The sequence below is a fragment of the Flavobacterium piscis genome (assembly GCF_001686925.1).
GTDB classification, from domain to species: domain Bacteria; phylum Bacteroidota; class Bacteroidia; order Flavobacteriales; family Flavobacteriaceae; genus Flavobacterium; species Flavobacterium piscis.
In genome coordinates this window covers 208411-224664 of the sequence record NZ_LVEN01000035.1, presented here as the reverse complement: position 1 = coordinate 224664, position 16254 = coordinate 208411, and the positions used below count along the sequence as shown (strand labels likewise).

The window sequence follows — 16254 nt, the reverse complement described above, 5'->3', positions numbered from 1 at the left end:
TTATAGATTGAAATCAGCAATAGTAGATTATTTCGATGGCAAATATCTTTCCATCTTTAAATTCTATTTCAAAATGGCTGTCTTCTAATGGTATAGAGTATGAATGCGGTTTTTTTATTGATGCACCAATATAAGAACCGTATTTTTCGATAAAGGCTTTTTCAGTTAATGAGCTGTCTAATGCAGCATTTGCATTGAAAATAAGTTTATTTGTTTGATTGATGAAAATCTTTATGACCTCTACTTTATTTTCTTTTTCATCTACAGAAGCTTCCAGATCAGGATAGTAATAAAAAAGTTCGCTAATATAGAGACCACATTCATCGCTTATGTTGGCTTTTTTTATTGGATTTCCCAATGCATTTACTAATTCTTTTTGAGTGAAAAATAATGATTTGGTTTTTAAACCTTTTACCACAAATTCTGATTTTTTTGTAAATGCTGTAATTTCTTCCTGTTTTTTATGTTTTGCTAATCCTTTGGCTATAGCCATATTCAACTCGGTATCAGCTATAAGCTTAGGATCATTTAATTGCTTTACCACCTCATAATAGCGTTGGTAAGCAGGTGCCAGTTTACTATTGTCACTATTCCAGGCGAGCTGTACTATTCGTTCGCCTACAGTTTTACGTTCTGTAATATTATTGACATCAAGTTTGTCAAATTCTTTTAATAAACTATTAAAATCAGGTCTTTTACCAACAAACTTTCTTAGTGTAAACCTTGCATATTCGTCGCTAAACTGACCGCTAATATTTACCCAGTCTTCCTGATTTTTTGGAAGATAATTAATAGCTACAGGATCACCAACAAATAAAATTTCTCTAATTTTTGAATTTTTATCAGGTTGTGCACGTGCCTTTAAACCAGCCACCAAAACAAAAAGATGATTGCCGCCATAATAATTATCGCCTCCTTCTAGAATAGGATTTTCATTGTCTCTTACTTTGACATCTTTAGCATTTAATCGTGTTGCCACATATTTCTCGGGAATATAACCTTCAGATAAGTTATCGGCTTTTACTTTATACCAGCCATTTTTACTTTCGGATAATAATTGTACTTCGGCACCATATTTAAAATAGCCCAAAAACTCAGCAGAAGTATTCGCTGAAGTATACAAACGCGTATCTGAATTTAGAAAATAACGTTCCTGAGCATGCAATAAAACAGAGGATAAGATTGCTATAAGAAAGTAATATTTTTTCATGAAATAAATTTGGAAGAGTTTTTTGCCACAGATTAAGGGATTTAAAATGATTTTTTTAATATGCTTAATTCATACTTATTTAATCTGTGTAAATTCTTTAATCTGTGGCAACCTTTATTATTTTAGCAATCAGCCATATTTACAGCAATTGCCAATCCTCCTTCAGAGGTTTCTTTGTATTTAGAATTCATATCTTTTGCCGTTTGCCACATGGTATTGATGACTTTATCAAGAGGCACTTTTGCATTTTTAGAATCGGTTTCAAGGGCTAATTCGGCAGCATTTATGGCTTTTATAGCGCCCATCGTATTTCTTTCGATACATGGAATCTGAACCAAACCGCCAATTGGGTCGCAGGTTAGGCCAAGGTGATGTTCCATAGCAATTTCGGCCGCCATTAAAACCTGAGCAGGAGTTCCGCCCATAAGTTCGCAAAGTGCTGCTGCAGCCATCGATGATGATACACCAATTTCGGCCTGGCAACCGCCCATTGCAGCCGAAATTGTAGAACCTTTCTTGAAGATACTTCCAATTTCTCCGGCTACCATCAAAAATTGTTTGATTTCTTTTTCGCCTGCATCGTGATTTTCGATTACCAGATAATACATTAAAACGGCCGGAATTACACCAGCGCTTCCGTTTGTAGGAGCAGTTACCACGCGGCCTAAAGATGCATTTACTTCATTCACGGCAAGTGCAAAACAACTTACCCATTTTAGGATCTGACGAAATTTTACTTCGGTTTTTCTAATTTCTTCCAGCCAGCTTTGCGGATCAGAATAATTAGATAAACCTATTAAGTTTTGGTGCATATCAAAAGCTCTTCTGCGAACGTTTAATCCGCCCGGAAGAATTCCTCCGGTGTGACAGCCAATATACATACATTCTAACATCGTGTTCCAGATGCGCATTAATTCCGAATGAATTTCTGCCTCCGGACGCATCGATTTTTCGTTTTCATAAACAATTTCCGAGATGGACTTGTTTTCTGAAACCGTATAATTTAAAAGCTCAACTGCATTTTGAATAGGGAATGGGAAAGCGCATTTTATAACCTCTTTAATTTTGGCATTCGTGCGTTCTTCTTTCACCACAAAACCTCCTCCGATAGAATAAAAAGTAGATTCGTATTCAGAATCATCCTCTTTATAAGCCGTAAATTTTAATCCATTGGCATGAAAAGGAAGAAATTCTTTATTGAAAACAATATCCTGAAGAAAATAAAAAGGAATTTTGTATTCATTGGCCAGAATAATCTCTTTGCTGTCTTCGATGGTTTTAATGATTCCGGCAATATTATCAACAGGAATATATTCCGGATCTTGCCCGCTTAAACCTAACATTACAGATAAATCTGTGGCATGGCCTTTTCCTGTTAAAGAAAGTGATCCGTATAAATCGACTTTTACCCGTTTAATCTGATCTAAAATTGATTCGTCTTTTAACTCTTCTAAAAAACGTTCTGCGGCTCTCCAAGGCCCTAAAGTATGCGAACTTGAGGGGCCAACGCCAATTTTAAGCATATCAAAAACAGAGATACATTCTTCCATTGTGCAATATTTATTAAGACAAAGATAATTGAATAATGCAATGAACTTTTACTTTCGTTTGTTAATGTTGCAGTTTTGTTAAAAAAAATATTAAATATTAATAATTTGATAACGAAACAAAAATTATTGCTTAATATGCGGTTTTCGTGAAAAGTTCGTATTTTTTTTAGGTATTTTTGTAATGGAAACAAAGAATCCGATTTTTTAAGTTCTAAACAGAAATCGGTAAACCATAACTTCTGGGATTTCATTTTAATTGGGATACAACTTTCGCGAAAATTAAAATACCATACAGAAGATAAAAATATATTATGATAGAATTTTTCAAGCATTTTTTACAAGAATTCGAATTACCTCTTAGCAACCCAGTATTGATTTTCTCATTGATACTTTTCATTATTCTCTTGTCACCTATTTTATTAAAAAAAATAAATATTCCCGGAATTATAGGACTAATTATTTCGGGTGTTATCATTGGCCCACACGGACTTAATATTCTGGCCAAAAACTCAGCTGTAGATTTATTTTCGACAATTGGACTTTTATACATCATGTTTATTGCCGGTCTGGAACTGGATATGAATGAGTTTAAAGCCAACCGAAATAAGAGTTTATTGTTTGGGTTCTTTACTTTTATTTTTCCTTTGACGATTGGGTTTCCGGTTTGTTATTATTTACTGCAATATGATTTTAATGCCAGTTTCCTTACCGCCAGTATGTTTGCCACGCATACGCTTGTAGCTTACCCAATTGTGAGTAAGTTAGGTATTGCAAAAAATCAGGCGGTTGCCATAACAGTTGGAGGAACGATATTAACCGATACTGCCGTTTTGATTATTCTGGCCGTAATTATGGGAAGCAGTCAGGGAAACCTGAATCAGGCTTTCTGGATAAAACTTACGGTTTCGCTGGCCATTTTCTCCGCGATTATGTTTTTGGTGATTCCAAGAATTGCCAAATGGTTCTTTAAAAAATTAGAAAGCGAAAAACACGCACATTATATCTTTGTACTTTCGGTTGTTTTCTTTGCCGCATTTTTGGCTGAAGTCGCAGGAGTAGAGCCTATTATTGGTGCGTTCGTTGCAGGTTTGGCATTGAATCCGTTAATTCCGCATTCGTCTGCGTTGATGAACAGAATCGAGTTTATTGGTAATTCATTGTTTATCCCGTTTTTCCTTATTTCTGTGGGAATGTTGGTCGATATTAGCGTAATCCTCAGCGGACCAACAGCATTAATTGTTGCCGGAACTTTGAGTGTTGTGGCGATTTTTGGGAAATGGATTGCGGCATTTTTTACCCAGATTGTTTTTAAATATACCAGAACAGAGAGACAGCTTATCTTCGGGCTAAGCAGTGCACATGCCGCTGCAACGTTGGCGGTTATCTTAGTGGGATTTAAAGCGAAAATTCTGGATGAAAATATCTTAAACGGAACTATTATTTTAATATTAATAACGTGTATTGTAGCATCTTTCGCTACCGAAAAAGCGGCTAAAAAAATAGCAATTTGCGAGGAAGAAGTTTCTCATGAAGATGCACATAGCGATCAGATTTTAGACGAACACATACTAATTCCGTTAGCAAAAACTTCGGCGACAGCCACTTTATTAGATTTTGCGCTTTTAATAAAAGACAAGAAATCATCTAATCCGGTCACATTGTTAACGATTGTTCCTAATAATGATCAGGCCGAAAAAAATATTCTAAAGTATCGAAAAGCGGTTGACAAATTCGTGATTCAGGGATCTGCATCAGAAGTAAAAATAAATACAATTGCCAGAATTGATCATAATCCTGCGAGCGGAATTGCCAGAACTTCGAAAGAAATTATGTCAGATATTGTGATTGTGGGCTGGCCAAGAAAAACAGGTTTTCTGGATAAAATTTTTGGAGAAAACGTAGATTCGATTATTAATAATGTCGATAAAAGTTTATTCATCTGTAGGTTTCAAAAAACTTTTATAGAAGAAAAAAGGTTGGTTTTTATTTGTCCTCCTTTTTCTGAAAGAGGAGTTGGATTTCATTTATTATTACAGAAAATCTGCCGATTATCACAGGAATTAAGTATCCCTATTGTGATTTATGCCGAGTATAAAACACATCAAACGATCCAGCAAATTGCGGCTAATTTAAAATTAAATGCCAAGTTAGGTTTTAAAAGCATTATGGATTGGGAAGATTTTGAATCGATTTCTGACGAAATAAAACCAACTGATTTAATTGTTTTTAACCTCTCTCGAAAAGGTTCTGTTTCCTACCAGTCGATTTTTGATAAATTACCTCAGAAGTTCGAAAAATCATTCGATGACAACAATCTTATTTTAGTGTATTCGCAAGACGATCGCAAAGGAACTTCTATGGATGCCTACGAAGATTTTACTGCGACGCCATTAACAAAAGGACTTGAAGCGATTGAACAAATTGGCCGTGGTTTGGGAAGTATTTTTAATAAAGGATAAAAAATGTTTTTCGAGTAAGAATTTTATTATTTTTGATTTTGATTTAAAAATTAAGAATGAGCGAAATTGTACATTACTATAATGATCTGGCAAGCACTTATGATCAGAATAGATTTGATAATTCTTACGGAAGATTTATAGACACTCAGGAGCGAAAAATCCTTGATACGTTATTAACGAACCAAAACGAGCAAATTCTTGATTTAGCTTGCGGTACTGGCAGACTTTTAAATTATGCTTCTATAGGAGTTGATGCAAGCGCTGAAATGATCGAAGTAGCGAGAAGAAAGTTTCCCGAAAAAACATTTTTACAAAACGAAGCTCATCAAATAACGTTACAGGACAATTCTGTAGATACCATTATTAGTTTTCATTTTTTTATGCATTTGGATCAGGATAAAATCAATCATGTTTTAGAAGAATCAAACAGGATTTTGAAAAAGAATGGCCGAATTATTTTTGATATTCCATCGCGAAAACGAAGAAATTTGTTGGGTAATAAAAAAGCAAATTGGCACGGAGCAACTAGTTTAAGTATTAAAGATTTAGAAGCACATCCAAATTTTAAGATTAAAAGAACGTTTGGTTTTTTGTTTTTCCCCATACATCGATTTCCTGAATTTTGCCGAAAGCCTTTGATAAAGCTCGATTCATTTTTAGCCAATTCATTCCTGAAAGAGTATAGTTCTTACTTCATTATAGAATTAGAAAAGAGATGAATAGCTGGAAACAACTCAAGATAAATGTAAAATTATTAATCAGGTTTACAAATGATTTGTGGAGTAAAAGATGCTTTCAATTTTCTAAAAAGACCAATAATAACGTGAATTTTGATTATTCGATTTCGTTATCGCAGGAGATAAAAAAAGGAATTTCTTTTGAAAATAAGCTTCATAATCTTGAAATAGCTTCAGGAAAAATTAATGAATATAGTATGAAGCCCAATCAGATTTTCTCTTTTTTTAAAATTGTGGGAAACCCCGAATACGATTTCAAAAAAAGCAGAACTTTGGTAAACGGAAAATTAACAGAACAAAACGGAGGCGGTTTGTGTCAGGTCTCCGGAATTATTTATCATATCAGTTTAATTGCAGGGTTGGAAATTGTAGAAAGGCACAATCATTCTGTTGATATTTACACAGATGAAACCAGATTTACACCCTTAGGTACAGATGCTACAATTGTGTATGGTTACAAAGATTTAAGAGTAAAAAATAATCTGCCGTTTTCGATTAAATTTGAAATGGAGATAAAAGACAATTTTATTCAGGTAAATTTGCGAAGTGAAAAAAGGATCGAAGAGAAGCAATTGTTTTTTGAATCTAAAATGGATCAAAAAAATGTTATTGTAAATGTACTGAATAGTGACAGAAAATTGCTCAACCAATCCCGGTACATAAAAGTCGTGTAGTGTTATAAAACTCAATAAAGATGAAACATAAAGCCCAATCAATCCGTCCATTTATAGGAGCCAAAGATTTTGAAGTCTCCAGAAATTTCTATAAAGATTTAGGTTTCGAAGAAACAGTTTTAGACCCAAAATTTTCTGTTTTTAAAACTGGGGAAATTGCGTTTTACCTTCAGGATTATTATGCGAAAGAATGGATTGAAAATACTATGATTTTCTTAGAAGTCGAAGATGTCGATGATTATTACAATCATTTATTGGCCTTAAACTTAACAGAAAAATATGGTGTAAAACTAACGCCAACTGTTCATCTTGATTGGGGAAGCGAATGTTTTTTGCATGATCCTTCAGGTGTTTTATGGCACTTTGGGAAGTTTAATAAATAAGTTTTTTGCCACTAAGACACTAAGGCAATAAGTTTTTTTGAATTTACCGTCATTTCAATTAATGAAATTGCTTTGCCTGTTCGCTATCGCTCGGGACGTGGCAAAAAAATCGACACTTATAAGTTGAAATCGGCTAGATGAATGGTGTTTCTTTCTCGCTGATACCAATCATTATAAACCAGTTCGAGTTTTTTAACCTGAAATTTTCCAAAATTATAGTCACGAAATTTTTCTGCAACTTGTATTAATTGTTTCGTGTTTTCAAGTTTTTCCTGAAATCTCATTACCGTAGAATGTGCTGCTGCAATGGTATAACGACTGTCGATACTTTGCTCTAAAGTAGAGTTTTTAAAGCTCTCCCGAAGTTTATTCCTGAAAATATTCAACGATTCATCCGTTGGAAAACCCTGAATCATTATAGCAGAAGGTGAAGCTGTAAGGCCCCGAAATTCAATTTCGATTTGATCTAGTTCAACCAAACTTTGCTCAATTAGATCAATATATTCGGGAATATTTATTTGATCTAACGTAAACCCTTCGTAACAGGAAATAATTCCCATTACCGTAATGTGAATATCAGAATCAGGATAATAATACTGATTGGGTTCAATTGCCTTTATTTCTTCTAAAAATAACTGAATATTTGCTTTAATGGTTTCGCTTGGGCGAATGAGCAACGTGAGACCAAATCTGGAATCTGACGGATTATTTATTTGAGGATCTAATTTATATTGCTCCGTAAGAATAGCTTTGGAGGATTTTTTATAAAGTTGATTGTAATGTTCGGTTAAATTCATTTAAATTATTTCTTATTTGTTTTTTCGAAGTTTTCTTTTACCCTAAACTTTACAATTTTGGCAATCAGGTCAAATGGCATTGGTTGATCCAGAGGGAATTGTACAGAACCTTTACCTGATTTATACTTCGAAAGTTCTTCCCTAAAAGTTTCATGTCCGCTTGGTAATGCATATAAACCAATATGATTTTTGAATGCAGCAAAATAGACCACGATGCCATTTTGCTCAAAAGCCGGCATCGAATAACTGATTTTTTCTTTGGCATCTGGCGCTGCTTTCTGAATCGTTGCCCTGATTTTTTCTAAAATCTCCTGAACATCATTGGGGAACGCGCCAATATATTCGTCGATATTTGCTGGTTTCTTTGTGTCCATTTTTTAATGCAATTTATTTTAAAGTTTGTTCTTTTTTAATCTCGCAAAGGCGCGGAGGCGCAAAGTTTTTTAATATTTTCTCTTTAAACTTTGATTTAGATTCAATTACAAATTTTGAATCTGCTCAATCTTCAAAATCTGCGTGAAAAAGGAACCAGAAATGTGCTAAAAACTTTGCGAGATTATTTTCAGCCCAATAAAAAAAATCCCTTCGAACTTTACGGTTAAATAAGTTTTTATGCCAATCCTTTAGGAAATCGATCCAAAACCAGATTCAACTGAATATTATGTTCCAAATATGCTTTGGCTCCAGCCAAAACCAGTGTAAAGCCTTCAGTAGAATTGCGGACCTGATCGATTATTTTATCCGAATCTCCTTTTAAACCTGAATTGATAATGCTTACAAATGTTTCATTTTCGTTTAATGGACTAAAAATCCATTCGACCAAAGTACTTTCGTCCGGATTTCCCCATTCGATCACAATCTTATGATTTTCCTGCAAAACATGAGTCGTAACGGTTAATGAAAATCCGTACATTTCCCAGGTCCATTCGGTTGTAGTATCTTGTTCTAGTTTTCCGGAACCTTTTGTAAACCAAAAATTACGGGTAATTTCCGGATCTGTAAAAGCCTGAAAAACTTCTGAAACAGGTTTTCTAATTAGCATTTCGGCTTTGGCGAAGTGGTTGTTTTCTGTTTTCATTTTTTATTGGTGAGATGTTGTTTGTAAAATGTTATTTGTAAAATTTGAAACATAAAATCACGCAGTTTGTCATTCCGAGGAACGGGGAATCACACACGAAACTCCGCAAAGAATGTCGCTAATCTTTGTCGATCAACTAGTGTGATTCCCCGTTCTTCGGAATGACAAAACTGGTGTATACACTTGAAACAAAAAAAACTTGAAACTTGAAACAAATTTTTACGACCTCTAATTTAAGAAAGAAATCCCAAATAACTTCAAAAAAAAATGCACGCAAGTCTTAACCTGTATGGATTCTATACTCTATGATTTAAAGTTGGTTTAAACCTGATCTTTGTCAATCCATTTTCCGGTGGTTGGCGCCACGTAATTTTTCATTTGATCTAATAAGTTGTCAATGTTATCGCTCACCAAAAGCATTTGCTGATTAGCCTCTTTCAGTAAACCTTTTTCTACCATTACTTTTGTTAATTCGATCAAAGCATCGTAAAAGCCATTGATGTTTAAAATCGCAATTGGTTTTTTATGAAGTCCTAATTGCGCCCAGGTAAGCATTTCAAAAAGTTCTTCGAGAGTTCCAAAACCACCAGGAAGCGCAATTACGCCGTCGCATAAATCGTTCATTTTGGTTTTTCTTTCGTGCATACTTTCTACCAAAATCAATTCGGTCAGGCCTAAATGTGCAATTTCTTTAGATCTTAAAAAATTGGGTAAAACTCCAATTGCTTTTCCGCCTTGATTTAAGATTCCGTCGGCTACAGCGCCCATTAAACCTACGTTTGCTCCGCCGTAAACCAATTCAATATTTTGTTTTGCTAAGGTTTGTCCCAGCAATGTTGCCTGTTCTTTGTAAATTTCTTCGGTTCCAAAACTAGATCCGCAGAAAACTGTAATTCTTTTCATTTGTTTGTGTTATGGGTTGTCTGTTTTGTGTTATTGGTTGTGAGTTAAATAATAGAAGTTAAATGTTGTAATTTAAAGGATGTTGGTTAAATTTTGGAAATTATAATGCAAATTAAAGATTGAAAGTCTGTATTTTGTGCCGTTAGGCACTAAATATTGGTAGAAAAAATATAAATTAGATTAGATTTAGCGTGCCGTAGGTACGCAATGGAATGTTTTTGTTGCGTACCTACGGCACGCTAACCAACCTCATAATCTAATATGCTACCAATATTTAGTGCCTAAAGGCACATTTGAAAGTTAATTCATCAAAAAGAAGATTACATATTTCCAAACTAATAATTCATAACTAATAAATTCCAACCTTTAACTCATAATTCATAACTCATAATTCATAACTTATAATTCATAACTTATAATTTATAATTTTCAACTTTCAACTCATATTCAAAATGAGGCATATTGAGTGCCACATTACTGATAACATTTACTTCACCCACTTTTATTGCGCCCAGTTTCCCGACTGCTTTTTGTGAGCGAATATTATCTGTTCCAATATGAAATAGTACCGAATCTACATGTTGAAAAGCATAATCAATCAGAAGCTTTTTATTCGATTTATTGTACAAACCTCCCCAAAATTTTCGACCAATAAAGGTAAAACCAATTGCAATACTGGATTTTTCCTCATTGTAATCGTAATAACGTGTATTACCTATAATTTCATTGGTTTGTTTGTCCAAAATCAAAAAAGAACTTTTTGAATTGATCGCAGCATCAAAAAAAGGTCTGAAGACTTCTATTTTATATCGGTCTTTTATGGGATGCTGTTCCCAAATTAAAGGATCTGAAGCTACTTGATAAAGTGCGTCAAAATCACTTTCCTGTAACGGAATTAATTTAGTAATGTCGTCTTCTAAAATTTCAGGTTGTAAATTGAACGTTGATTTTGCCATTTTATAAAGTTTAAAATTTTCGTTTGTCACTAATTTTGACGGAGGACCACGAATTTAAAATAAAAAATTGACTTTAGTTTTCCACAAAGAAGTTTTTTGCCACAGATTATAGGAATTATAAATGATTTATAAATTGTGTGTAACTTCTGCTTTTGCATAAATACCAAACGATTGTAAATCCGCGATAATCTGTGTCCTCGCTTGCGAATCCGTGTCATCTGTGTTCGAAATCACAATACTATAAACTTTGCAGATGCAGCACGTGAGATTGCTTCGTTCCTCGCAATGACGTAAAATGTGATTATATTCTCTTAATCTGAACACAGGAAACATTCTCCATTGTAACTTCATTTCCCACTTTTTTAAGCAATCCGGTTTTTTGATTTCGTTTAAAAACTACTACGTTCCCGGAATTGACATTGGTGGCAATTAAAAACTTTCCGCTTTCATCAAGGGCAAAAACTCTTGGATGATTTCCTAAAGTCGATTGATAACCAATGTTTTTCAAAAGCCCTTTTTCATTAATAGAAAAAATGGCAATGTTGTTTTCTTTTCCTCTATTTGTTGCGTAAAGAAATTTTCCGTCGGGCGAAATATGAATGTCTGAACTTTCAAACCCCGCAGTTAGGGTGTCCGGATGCGTATTAATGCGCTGGATTTGTTTTAAAGTTCCATCCTGATATTCGTAAACACTTATTGCGCCTGCCATTTCTTCAATACAATAACCCAATTTTTCATTCGGGTGAAATGTAAAATGTCTTGGGCCGGCTTCTAAATCGGTTTTGGTAAAAGGAACTTTTGTGGCTATCAAAGGTTGTTTTTGAGTGGCATCAAAACGGTAACAGCGAATTTTATCGGCACCTAAATCAGGCATAAACAAATAATCATTTTGAGGTGAAAATACAGTCGAATGTACATGGGATTTTGTTTGTCTTTCTTTATTGACGCTTCCGTCTGAATATTGAAAATTTTGTGCAATCGTATCTATTTTTCCATTTTCTAATATCGGATGAACGGAAACACTTCCTTCGTTGTAATTACCATTTACCAACCATTTTCCGCTTTTATGAACCGAGAGGTAAACCGGATTTTCGCCGCCACTGGATTGTTTGTTCAAAAAAGTCAGGGATTTGCTCTCAGGATTAAATTCAAAACTGCTTACACTTCCTGCATTTGGAGTTTTTGTATCGGTACAAGCATAAAGAAATTTTCCGTTTGGCGATAAAGTCAAATAGGAGGGATTGATGATATTTTTTGCTGAGGTTATTTTGTTCAGTTTTCCTTTTACAGTATCTAATTGATACACCTGAATAGATTCTGCATTAAGATCCCGATTGTAACTTCCCAGAAAGACATAAGTATTTTGGGAGAAGCTATTTAGGCTAATGAGAAAAGCAATTGCTAAAAGGTATATTTTTTGGTTCATGGTTTTTTGTTTCAGGTTTCTGGTTCTGAATTGCATTCCAATTTTTTGTTAATCTTGTCATCCTGACAAAGGAAGGATCACACAAGAAACTCTGCAAAGATTGTCGACATTCTTTGGCGATAAACTAGTGTGATCCTTCGTCAGGATGACAAACTATGGTGTTTTGGTTCAGTTTAAGTCGCAGTTTTCAATCTACAATCTAAAATCAAAAGTCTACAATCAAAAATCATCTAACTCCTTTCCACCATTGTTGAAATTCTTGATTTTCATTTCTAAGTTCTACTAATTCTCCGATTTTTGGAGTAATTAACGGAATAGGATTTTCTGAAGCGGCATTCAATTCGGTTACTTTTATCAAAGGTTCGTCCCAGGAATGGAGAGATAACGGAAATTTTGAATTATGAACCGGAAAAACTCTTTTTGCTTTTATATCTTTCATGGCTTTTATGACATCTTCCGGTAGATTGTGAATGTATTTCCAGGCTGGATTATATTGTCCGTTATCGAGAAGTGCGATATCAAAAGGGCCAAATTTGTTGCCAATTTCTGCATAATGGGTATCGTAACCACTGTCGCCGCCCAAATACATTTTAAAATTGTTGGCTTCTAACACAAACGATGTCCAAAGTGTATTACAGCGATCGATACTCCTGCCCGAAAAATGTCTTGACGGAGTGGTATAAAGCGTGAGATTCTGATCTAATTCTATTTTTTCATTCCAGTCCTTTTCGATGATAATTTCTTTTGGAAATTTCCAAAATTCAAGATGTGAACCAACGCCAAGAGCGCAAACTACTTTTTTTATTTTGGGTTGCAGTTCCTTGATGGTAGCATAATCGAGATGATCATAATGATCGTGCGTAATCAATAAATAGTCAATTTCAGGAATATCATCTGCGGTGTAAATATCAGTTCCTTTAAAAGCTTTTGTGGTTCCGTAAATAGGTGAAGCGTTACCGCTAAAAACGGGATCAATCAAAAAACGTTTTCCTTCAAGCTGAATGTAATAGGAGGAATGTCCAAACCAAACCAAAACATCCTGATCGACAGGAAGTTCATGCAGATTTGTTTTTACAGACGGAATACTATCTGTTGGAGTTTTACGGTCTACTTTTTTAAATAAAAAGTCAAAGAAAACTTTAGAGAAACTATAGCCTTCGGCAAGTTCAGGAGTAAAGCTTTGATTTTCGAATTTTCCGTTTTTATAGTTGGGTGATTTTTGTATTAAAGCCAATCTTTCTCCTGATGGCTTTTTACCATATCTGGGATGTTGTGAAACAAAAATAAGAACGGCGAACAAAAGAATTATTACAGTCAGAATCATGGTGGTATTTAATTTGAGGGATATAATTTTTTTAAATTTTCTAAAGAATGCAAAACCAAATCTTTTAAAACTTCAACATCGATGTCGGCTAATTTTTTAATATAAATACAACCTTTTGAAGCTTTATGTTTTCCTAGTTTAGAAAGTAATTCGTCTCTATCGTCTGGTGAAGTATAAACATAAAGCGAAATGGCTGCTTTTCTGGGAGAAAAACCCACAAGAGGTGCATCGCCTTCGTGACCGCTGTCATATTTATAATGATAACTCCCGAAACCAATAATACTTGGTCCCCACATTTTTGGCTCAAAATGGGTTACTTCCTGCATTATTTTGATGAGTTCAAAAGTATCATTTCTTTTGACTTCATCTTCAATAAAAGTATTTATAAAATCAGTAATGCTCTCATTGGTTTCGGTAGTTTTATTCTTTGCCATTGTGTTTTATTTTTTGTTTAGCAAATTGCTTTTCAGCAGAATATTTTTAATTTTCACTTCGTTAGCGTAAAACAAATCACGATTTTGATTCATTTGGTTTTCTAAAATAATTAAACTTACATCACTGTCAGGAAAATATAAATTTACAGAAGAAAAACCATCACCTAAACCTGTGTGACCAACATATTTTATTGGTTCTTTGTCTACAATTCTAAAACCATATCCGTAACCTACTTTTTCTGGTCCGAAGAAACTATTTTGAGCTGTTATATTGTACTTAAACAGTAATTGATACGTTTCTGGTTGCAGCAGTTTTCCTTTATGCAGATTTTCATTCCAGATGGCTAAATCGCCTGCAGTTGAAACAATTCCGTTAGAAGAAGTACTTTCAATAGTAATCATAGATCTTGAAACTAACTTAAAAGCATTATTGTTGTTGACATAACCGGAAACTAATTTTTTAATTGGAGCTGCAGAAAAACAGAGTGTATTTTTCATTTTTAGCTCTTTAAAAAATATATTGGCTACTTCGTAATAGCTTTTTTTAGTAACAGATTCAAGTATTTTTCCCAGTAAACTATATCCCAAATCTCCGTATTTAAAGTCACTTCCCGGTTTAAACAACAGCGGTTTTGTCAAATCGATAATTCCATGCGTATGATTTAAAAGTTGGTGAACCCTTACAGATTCTGCCCAGCTTTGGTTCAATTGAGGTAAATATTTTTTTATAGGCGCCTGTAAATCAATTCGGCCTTGTTCTGCTTCTTTTAAGATTAAAACAGCCGTGATTTGTCTTGTATTCGACATGATTTCAAATTGGCTGTCTGTTTTTAAATATTTTCTGGTTTGAAAATTGGTAAAACCATATACTTTACTGTAAACTGTTTTTCCGTTTTTAGCGATCAGTACAACGCCATTAAATATTGGATTGCTTACACTTATCAAACTATCAATTTGAGCGGCATAATTGTTTTTTTTCTGAGCAGATAAAAAACTGCTGGAAAATAAGAGAATAGAGGATAATATAAAGGTAATTCGAAGATTAGAAGTCATTTTTTATTTTTTTGTTTCAAGTTTCAGGTTCAGTCTTGTTTGTAAATTTTTTTGCTAATTTGATTGCGAATTAACCGCAAAGAACGCTAAGTTTTTTTATCAGTCAGAAAGTTTAAAAACACAAAGTTCGCAAAGCTTTGTATTGATTTCGCTTTGCGAACTTTACTAATTTATAAAACTCCGTAAGTAAAAAAACATTGCATTCTTTGCGGTTAAAATCAGAACATTCCATTTTCGTTAATAGTTTCTTTCGGAATGGGTTGTCCCAAATCCCATAGTTCTACAATTTTATCGGCTTTGAATTTAAGAATATGAACCACTGCAAAACCTAGTTCTACCGGAGTTTGTTTTAAATGCGAATGTACGGCGACCAAATTTCCATCTTCAAGAATATGATGAATTTTAAAGACTTTATTCGGGTTTGTTCTTGTAGATTCTTCCATTGCAAGCATCAATGTATCGGCATCACCTTTAAAATAAGCATTATGGTGCTTAAACTTTTCACCAACATACAAACGAAATGCTTCGTGAGAATGCCCGTTTGCAGCGAGTTTTAAAAAGTCCTGGGCTATTTCTTTCTTAGTCATGATTTTAAAATTTTAAAAGCTAACTAAGTTATAAAATAAGAATTTAAGAAAATCAAAAAGAGATTACTATTTTATTCTAAACGCTTAAATTCATACACACCATTATAACTTTGGCCAGCCCAAAAAATAAATAACAGTGCCCCAGTATTATCTAAGGCTTCGTTTATAATTAGATTATTGTTTTTAGAAAGCGTAATGCGTCTTTTATTGTTATTGCATCCACCAAAAAGATAAGGTATTCCGTTGCATTTCAGGTATTTGTTATCGAGATAAAACATGCCGTCTTTTTTCAGCTCGCCTTTTATTTGCTGTTTTTTTATGCTTTTATTGTTTTTAAACAATGCAACGTCTAAATCCGTATTGTTAATGAGATTTAATTCGATATGATATGCAGTAAGGCCTTTTACAATAGAATCCTTATCGTCAAATTTTAGGATATCGTTTGTGATGTAATTATAAGAGTTGATGATGTTTTGGGAAATATCATATTGCGAATTCGGGTTTTTTTTGTCGAATTTTTTTATGGGATAAAAAGAATATTTTCCGTTAAACGAAAGAAGATTACTTTCATTTATTTTAGTGTAATCATTTTTGAAATCTTTAGTAGAAAAAGAAGCGCAGTTTAGTAATGAAACTGAAAATAAGAGAAGTAACAATAGTTTTAAAGTCTTTTTCATATCCGA

At 33.8% G+C, this 16254-nt stretch carries 17 protein-coding genes; 4 read left to right on the top strand and 13 right to left on the bottom strand.

Annotation, left to right across the window (positions count from 1 at the left end; genetic code table 11):
- Positions 1 to 13: 13 nt before the first annotated feature.
- Positions 14 to 1210: an SH3 domain-containing protein gene (locus tag FLP_RS15860; RefSeq protein ID WP_065450500.1), complete on the bottom strand. Its 1197-nt coding sequence runs from the start codon at positions 1208 to 1210 to the stop codon at positions 14 to 16.
- Positions 1211 to 1332: 122 nt separating this feature from the next.
- Positions 1333 to 2760, bottom strand: a complete 1428-nt coding sequence (locus FLP_RS15855; RefSeq protein WP_065450499.1) for an L-serine ammonia-lyase — start codon at positions 2758 to 2760, stop codon at positions 1333 to 1335.
- A 311-nt stretch (positions 2761 to 3071) separates the two neighbouring features.
- Here FLP_RS15855 and FLP_RS15850 point away from each other — a divergent pair, with 311 nt between their 5' ends.
- The 4 genes from FLP_RS15850 to FLP_RS15835 are packed head-to-tail and all read left to right on the top strand — an operon-like array spanning position 3072 to position 7013.
- Positions 3072 to 5219 (top strand): cation:proton antiporter, encoded by a 2148-nt coding sequence (locus FLP_RS15850; RefSeq protein WP_065450498.1) that lies wholly within the window; start codon positions 3072 to 3074, stop codon positions 5217 to 5219.
- A 56-nt stretch (positions 5220 to 5275) separates the two neighbouring features.
- A complete protein-coding gene (locus tag FLP_RS15845; RefSeq protein WP_065450497.1) occupies positions 5276 to 5938 on the top strand; it encodes a class I SAM-dependent methyltransferase in 663 nt (220 codons plus the stop codon).
- Positions 5935 to 6630, top strand: coding sequence for a VanW family protein (locus FLP_RS15840; protein ID WP_083195890.1), 696 nt, complete (start codon positions 5935 to 5937; stop codon positions 6628 to 6630). Before FLP_RS15845 ends, FLP_RS15840 begins: the two co-directional genes overlap by 4 nt.
- Before the next feature lie 20 nt (positions 6631 to 6650).
- Positions 6651 to 7013 (top strand): VOC family protein, encoded by a 363-nt coding sequence (locus FLP_RS15835; RefSeq protein WP_065450495.1) that lies wholly within the window; start codon positions 6651 to 6653, stop codon positions 7011 to 7013.
- A gap of 116 nt (positions 7014 to 7129) precedes the next feature.
- Here the strand turns inward: FLP_RS15835 and FLP_RS15830 are convergent, their stop codons facing one another.
- From FLP_RS15830 to FLP_RS15780, 11 genes are all read right to left on the bottom strand, one after another.
- On the bottom strand, positions 7130 to 7810 hold the full coding sequence (locus FLP_RS15830) for a 2'-5' RNA ligase family protein (RefSeq protein WP_065450494.1): 681 nt from the start codon (positions 7808 to 7810) through the stop codon (positions 7130 to 7132).
- Positions 7811 to 7815: 5 nt separating this feature from the next.
- Entirely contained in the window at positions 7816 to 8184 is a 369-nt protein-coding gene (locus FLP_RS15825) for an iron chaperone (RefSeq protein ID WP_065450493.1), read from the bottom strand.
- Between the two features lie 236 nt (positions 8185 to 8420).
- Entirely contained in the window at positions 8421 to 8888 is a 468-nt protein-coding gene (locus tag FLP_RS15820) for an SRPBCC family protein (RefSeq protein ID WP_065450492.1), read from the bottom strand.
- Between the two features lie 321 nt (positions 8889 to 9209).
- Positions 9210 to 9791: an LOG family protein gene (locus FLP_RS15815; protein WP_065450491.1), complete on the bottom strand. Its 582-nt coding sequence runs from the start codon at positions 9789 to 9791 to the stop codon at positions 9210 to 9212.
- A 413-nt stretch (positions 9792 to 10204) separates the two neighbouring features.
- The gene (locus FLP_RS15810; RefSeq protein ID WP_065450657.1) at positions 10205 to 10747 is read right to left on the bottom strand and encodes a GNAT family N-acetyltransferase; all 543 of its coding nucleotides are present in this window, start codon (positions 10745 to 10747) and stop codon (positions 10205 to 10207) included.
- Between the two features lie 301 nt (positions 10748 to 11048).
- Entirely contained in the window at positions 11049 to 12173 is a 1125-nt protein-coding gene (locus FLP_RS15805) for a lactonase family protein (protein WP_065450656.1), read from the bottom strand.
- 226 nt (positions 12174 to 12399) lie between these two features.
- Positions 12400 to 13497 (bottom strand): MBL fold metallo-hydrolase, encoded by a 1098-nt coding sequence (locus FLP_RS15800; RefSeq protein WP_065450490.1) that lies wholly within the window; start codon positions 13495 to 13497, stop codon positions 12400 to 12402.
- A gap of 8 nt (positions 13498 to 13505) precedes the next feature.
- Positions 13506 to 13931, bottom strand: coding sequence for a DUF1801 domain-containing protein (locus FLP_RS15795; RefSeq protein ID WP_065450489.1), 426 nt, complete (start codon positions 13929 to 13931; stop codon positions 13506 to 13508).
- 6 nt (positions 13932 to 13937) lie between these two features.
- The gene (locus FLP_RS15790; protein WP_065450488.1) at positions 13938 to 14984 is read right to left on the bottom strand and encodes a serine hydrolase domain-containing protein; all 1047 of its coding nucleotides are present in this window, start codon (positions 14982 to 14984) and stop codon (positions 13938 to 13940) included.
- A gap of 218 nt (positions 14985 to 15202) precedes the next feature.
- Positions 15203 to 15571 carry a nuclear transport factor 2 family protein gene (locus FLP_RS15785; protein ID WP_065450487.1) on the bottom strand — a complete coding sequence of 123 codons (369 nt, stop codon included), beginning with the start codon at positions 15569 to 15571 and terminating at the stop codon, positions 15203 to 15205.
- A gap of 71 nt (positions 15572 to 15642) precedes the next feature.
- Entirely contained in the window at positions 15643 to 16248 is a 606-nt protein-coding gene (locus tag FLP_RS15780) for a hypothetical protein (protein ID WP_065450486.1), read from the bottom strand.
- Positions 16249 to 16254: the final 6 nt, after the last annotated feature.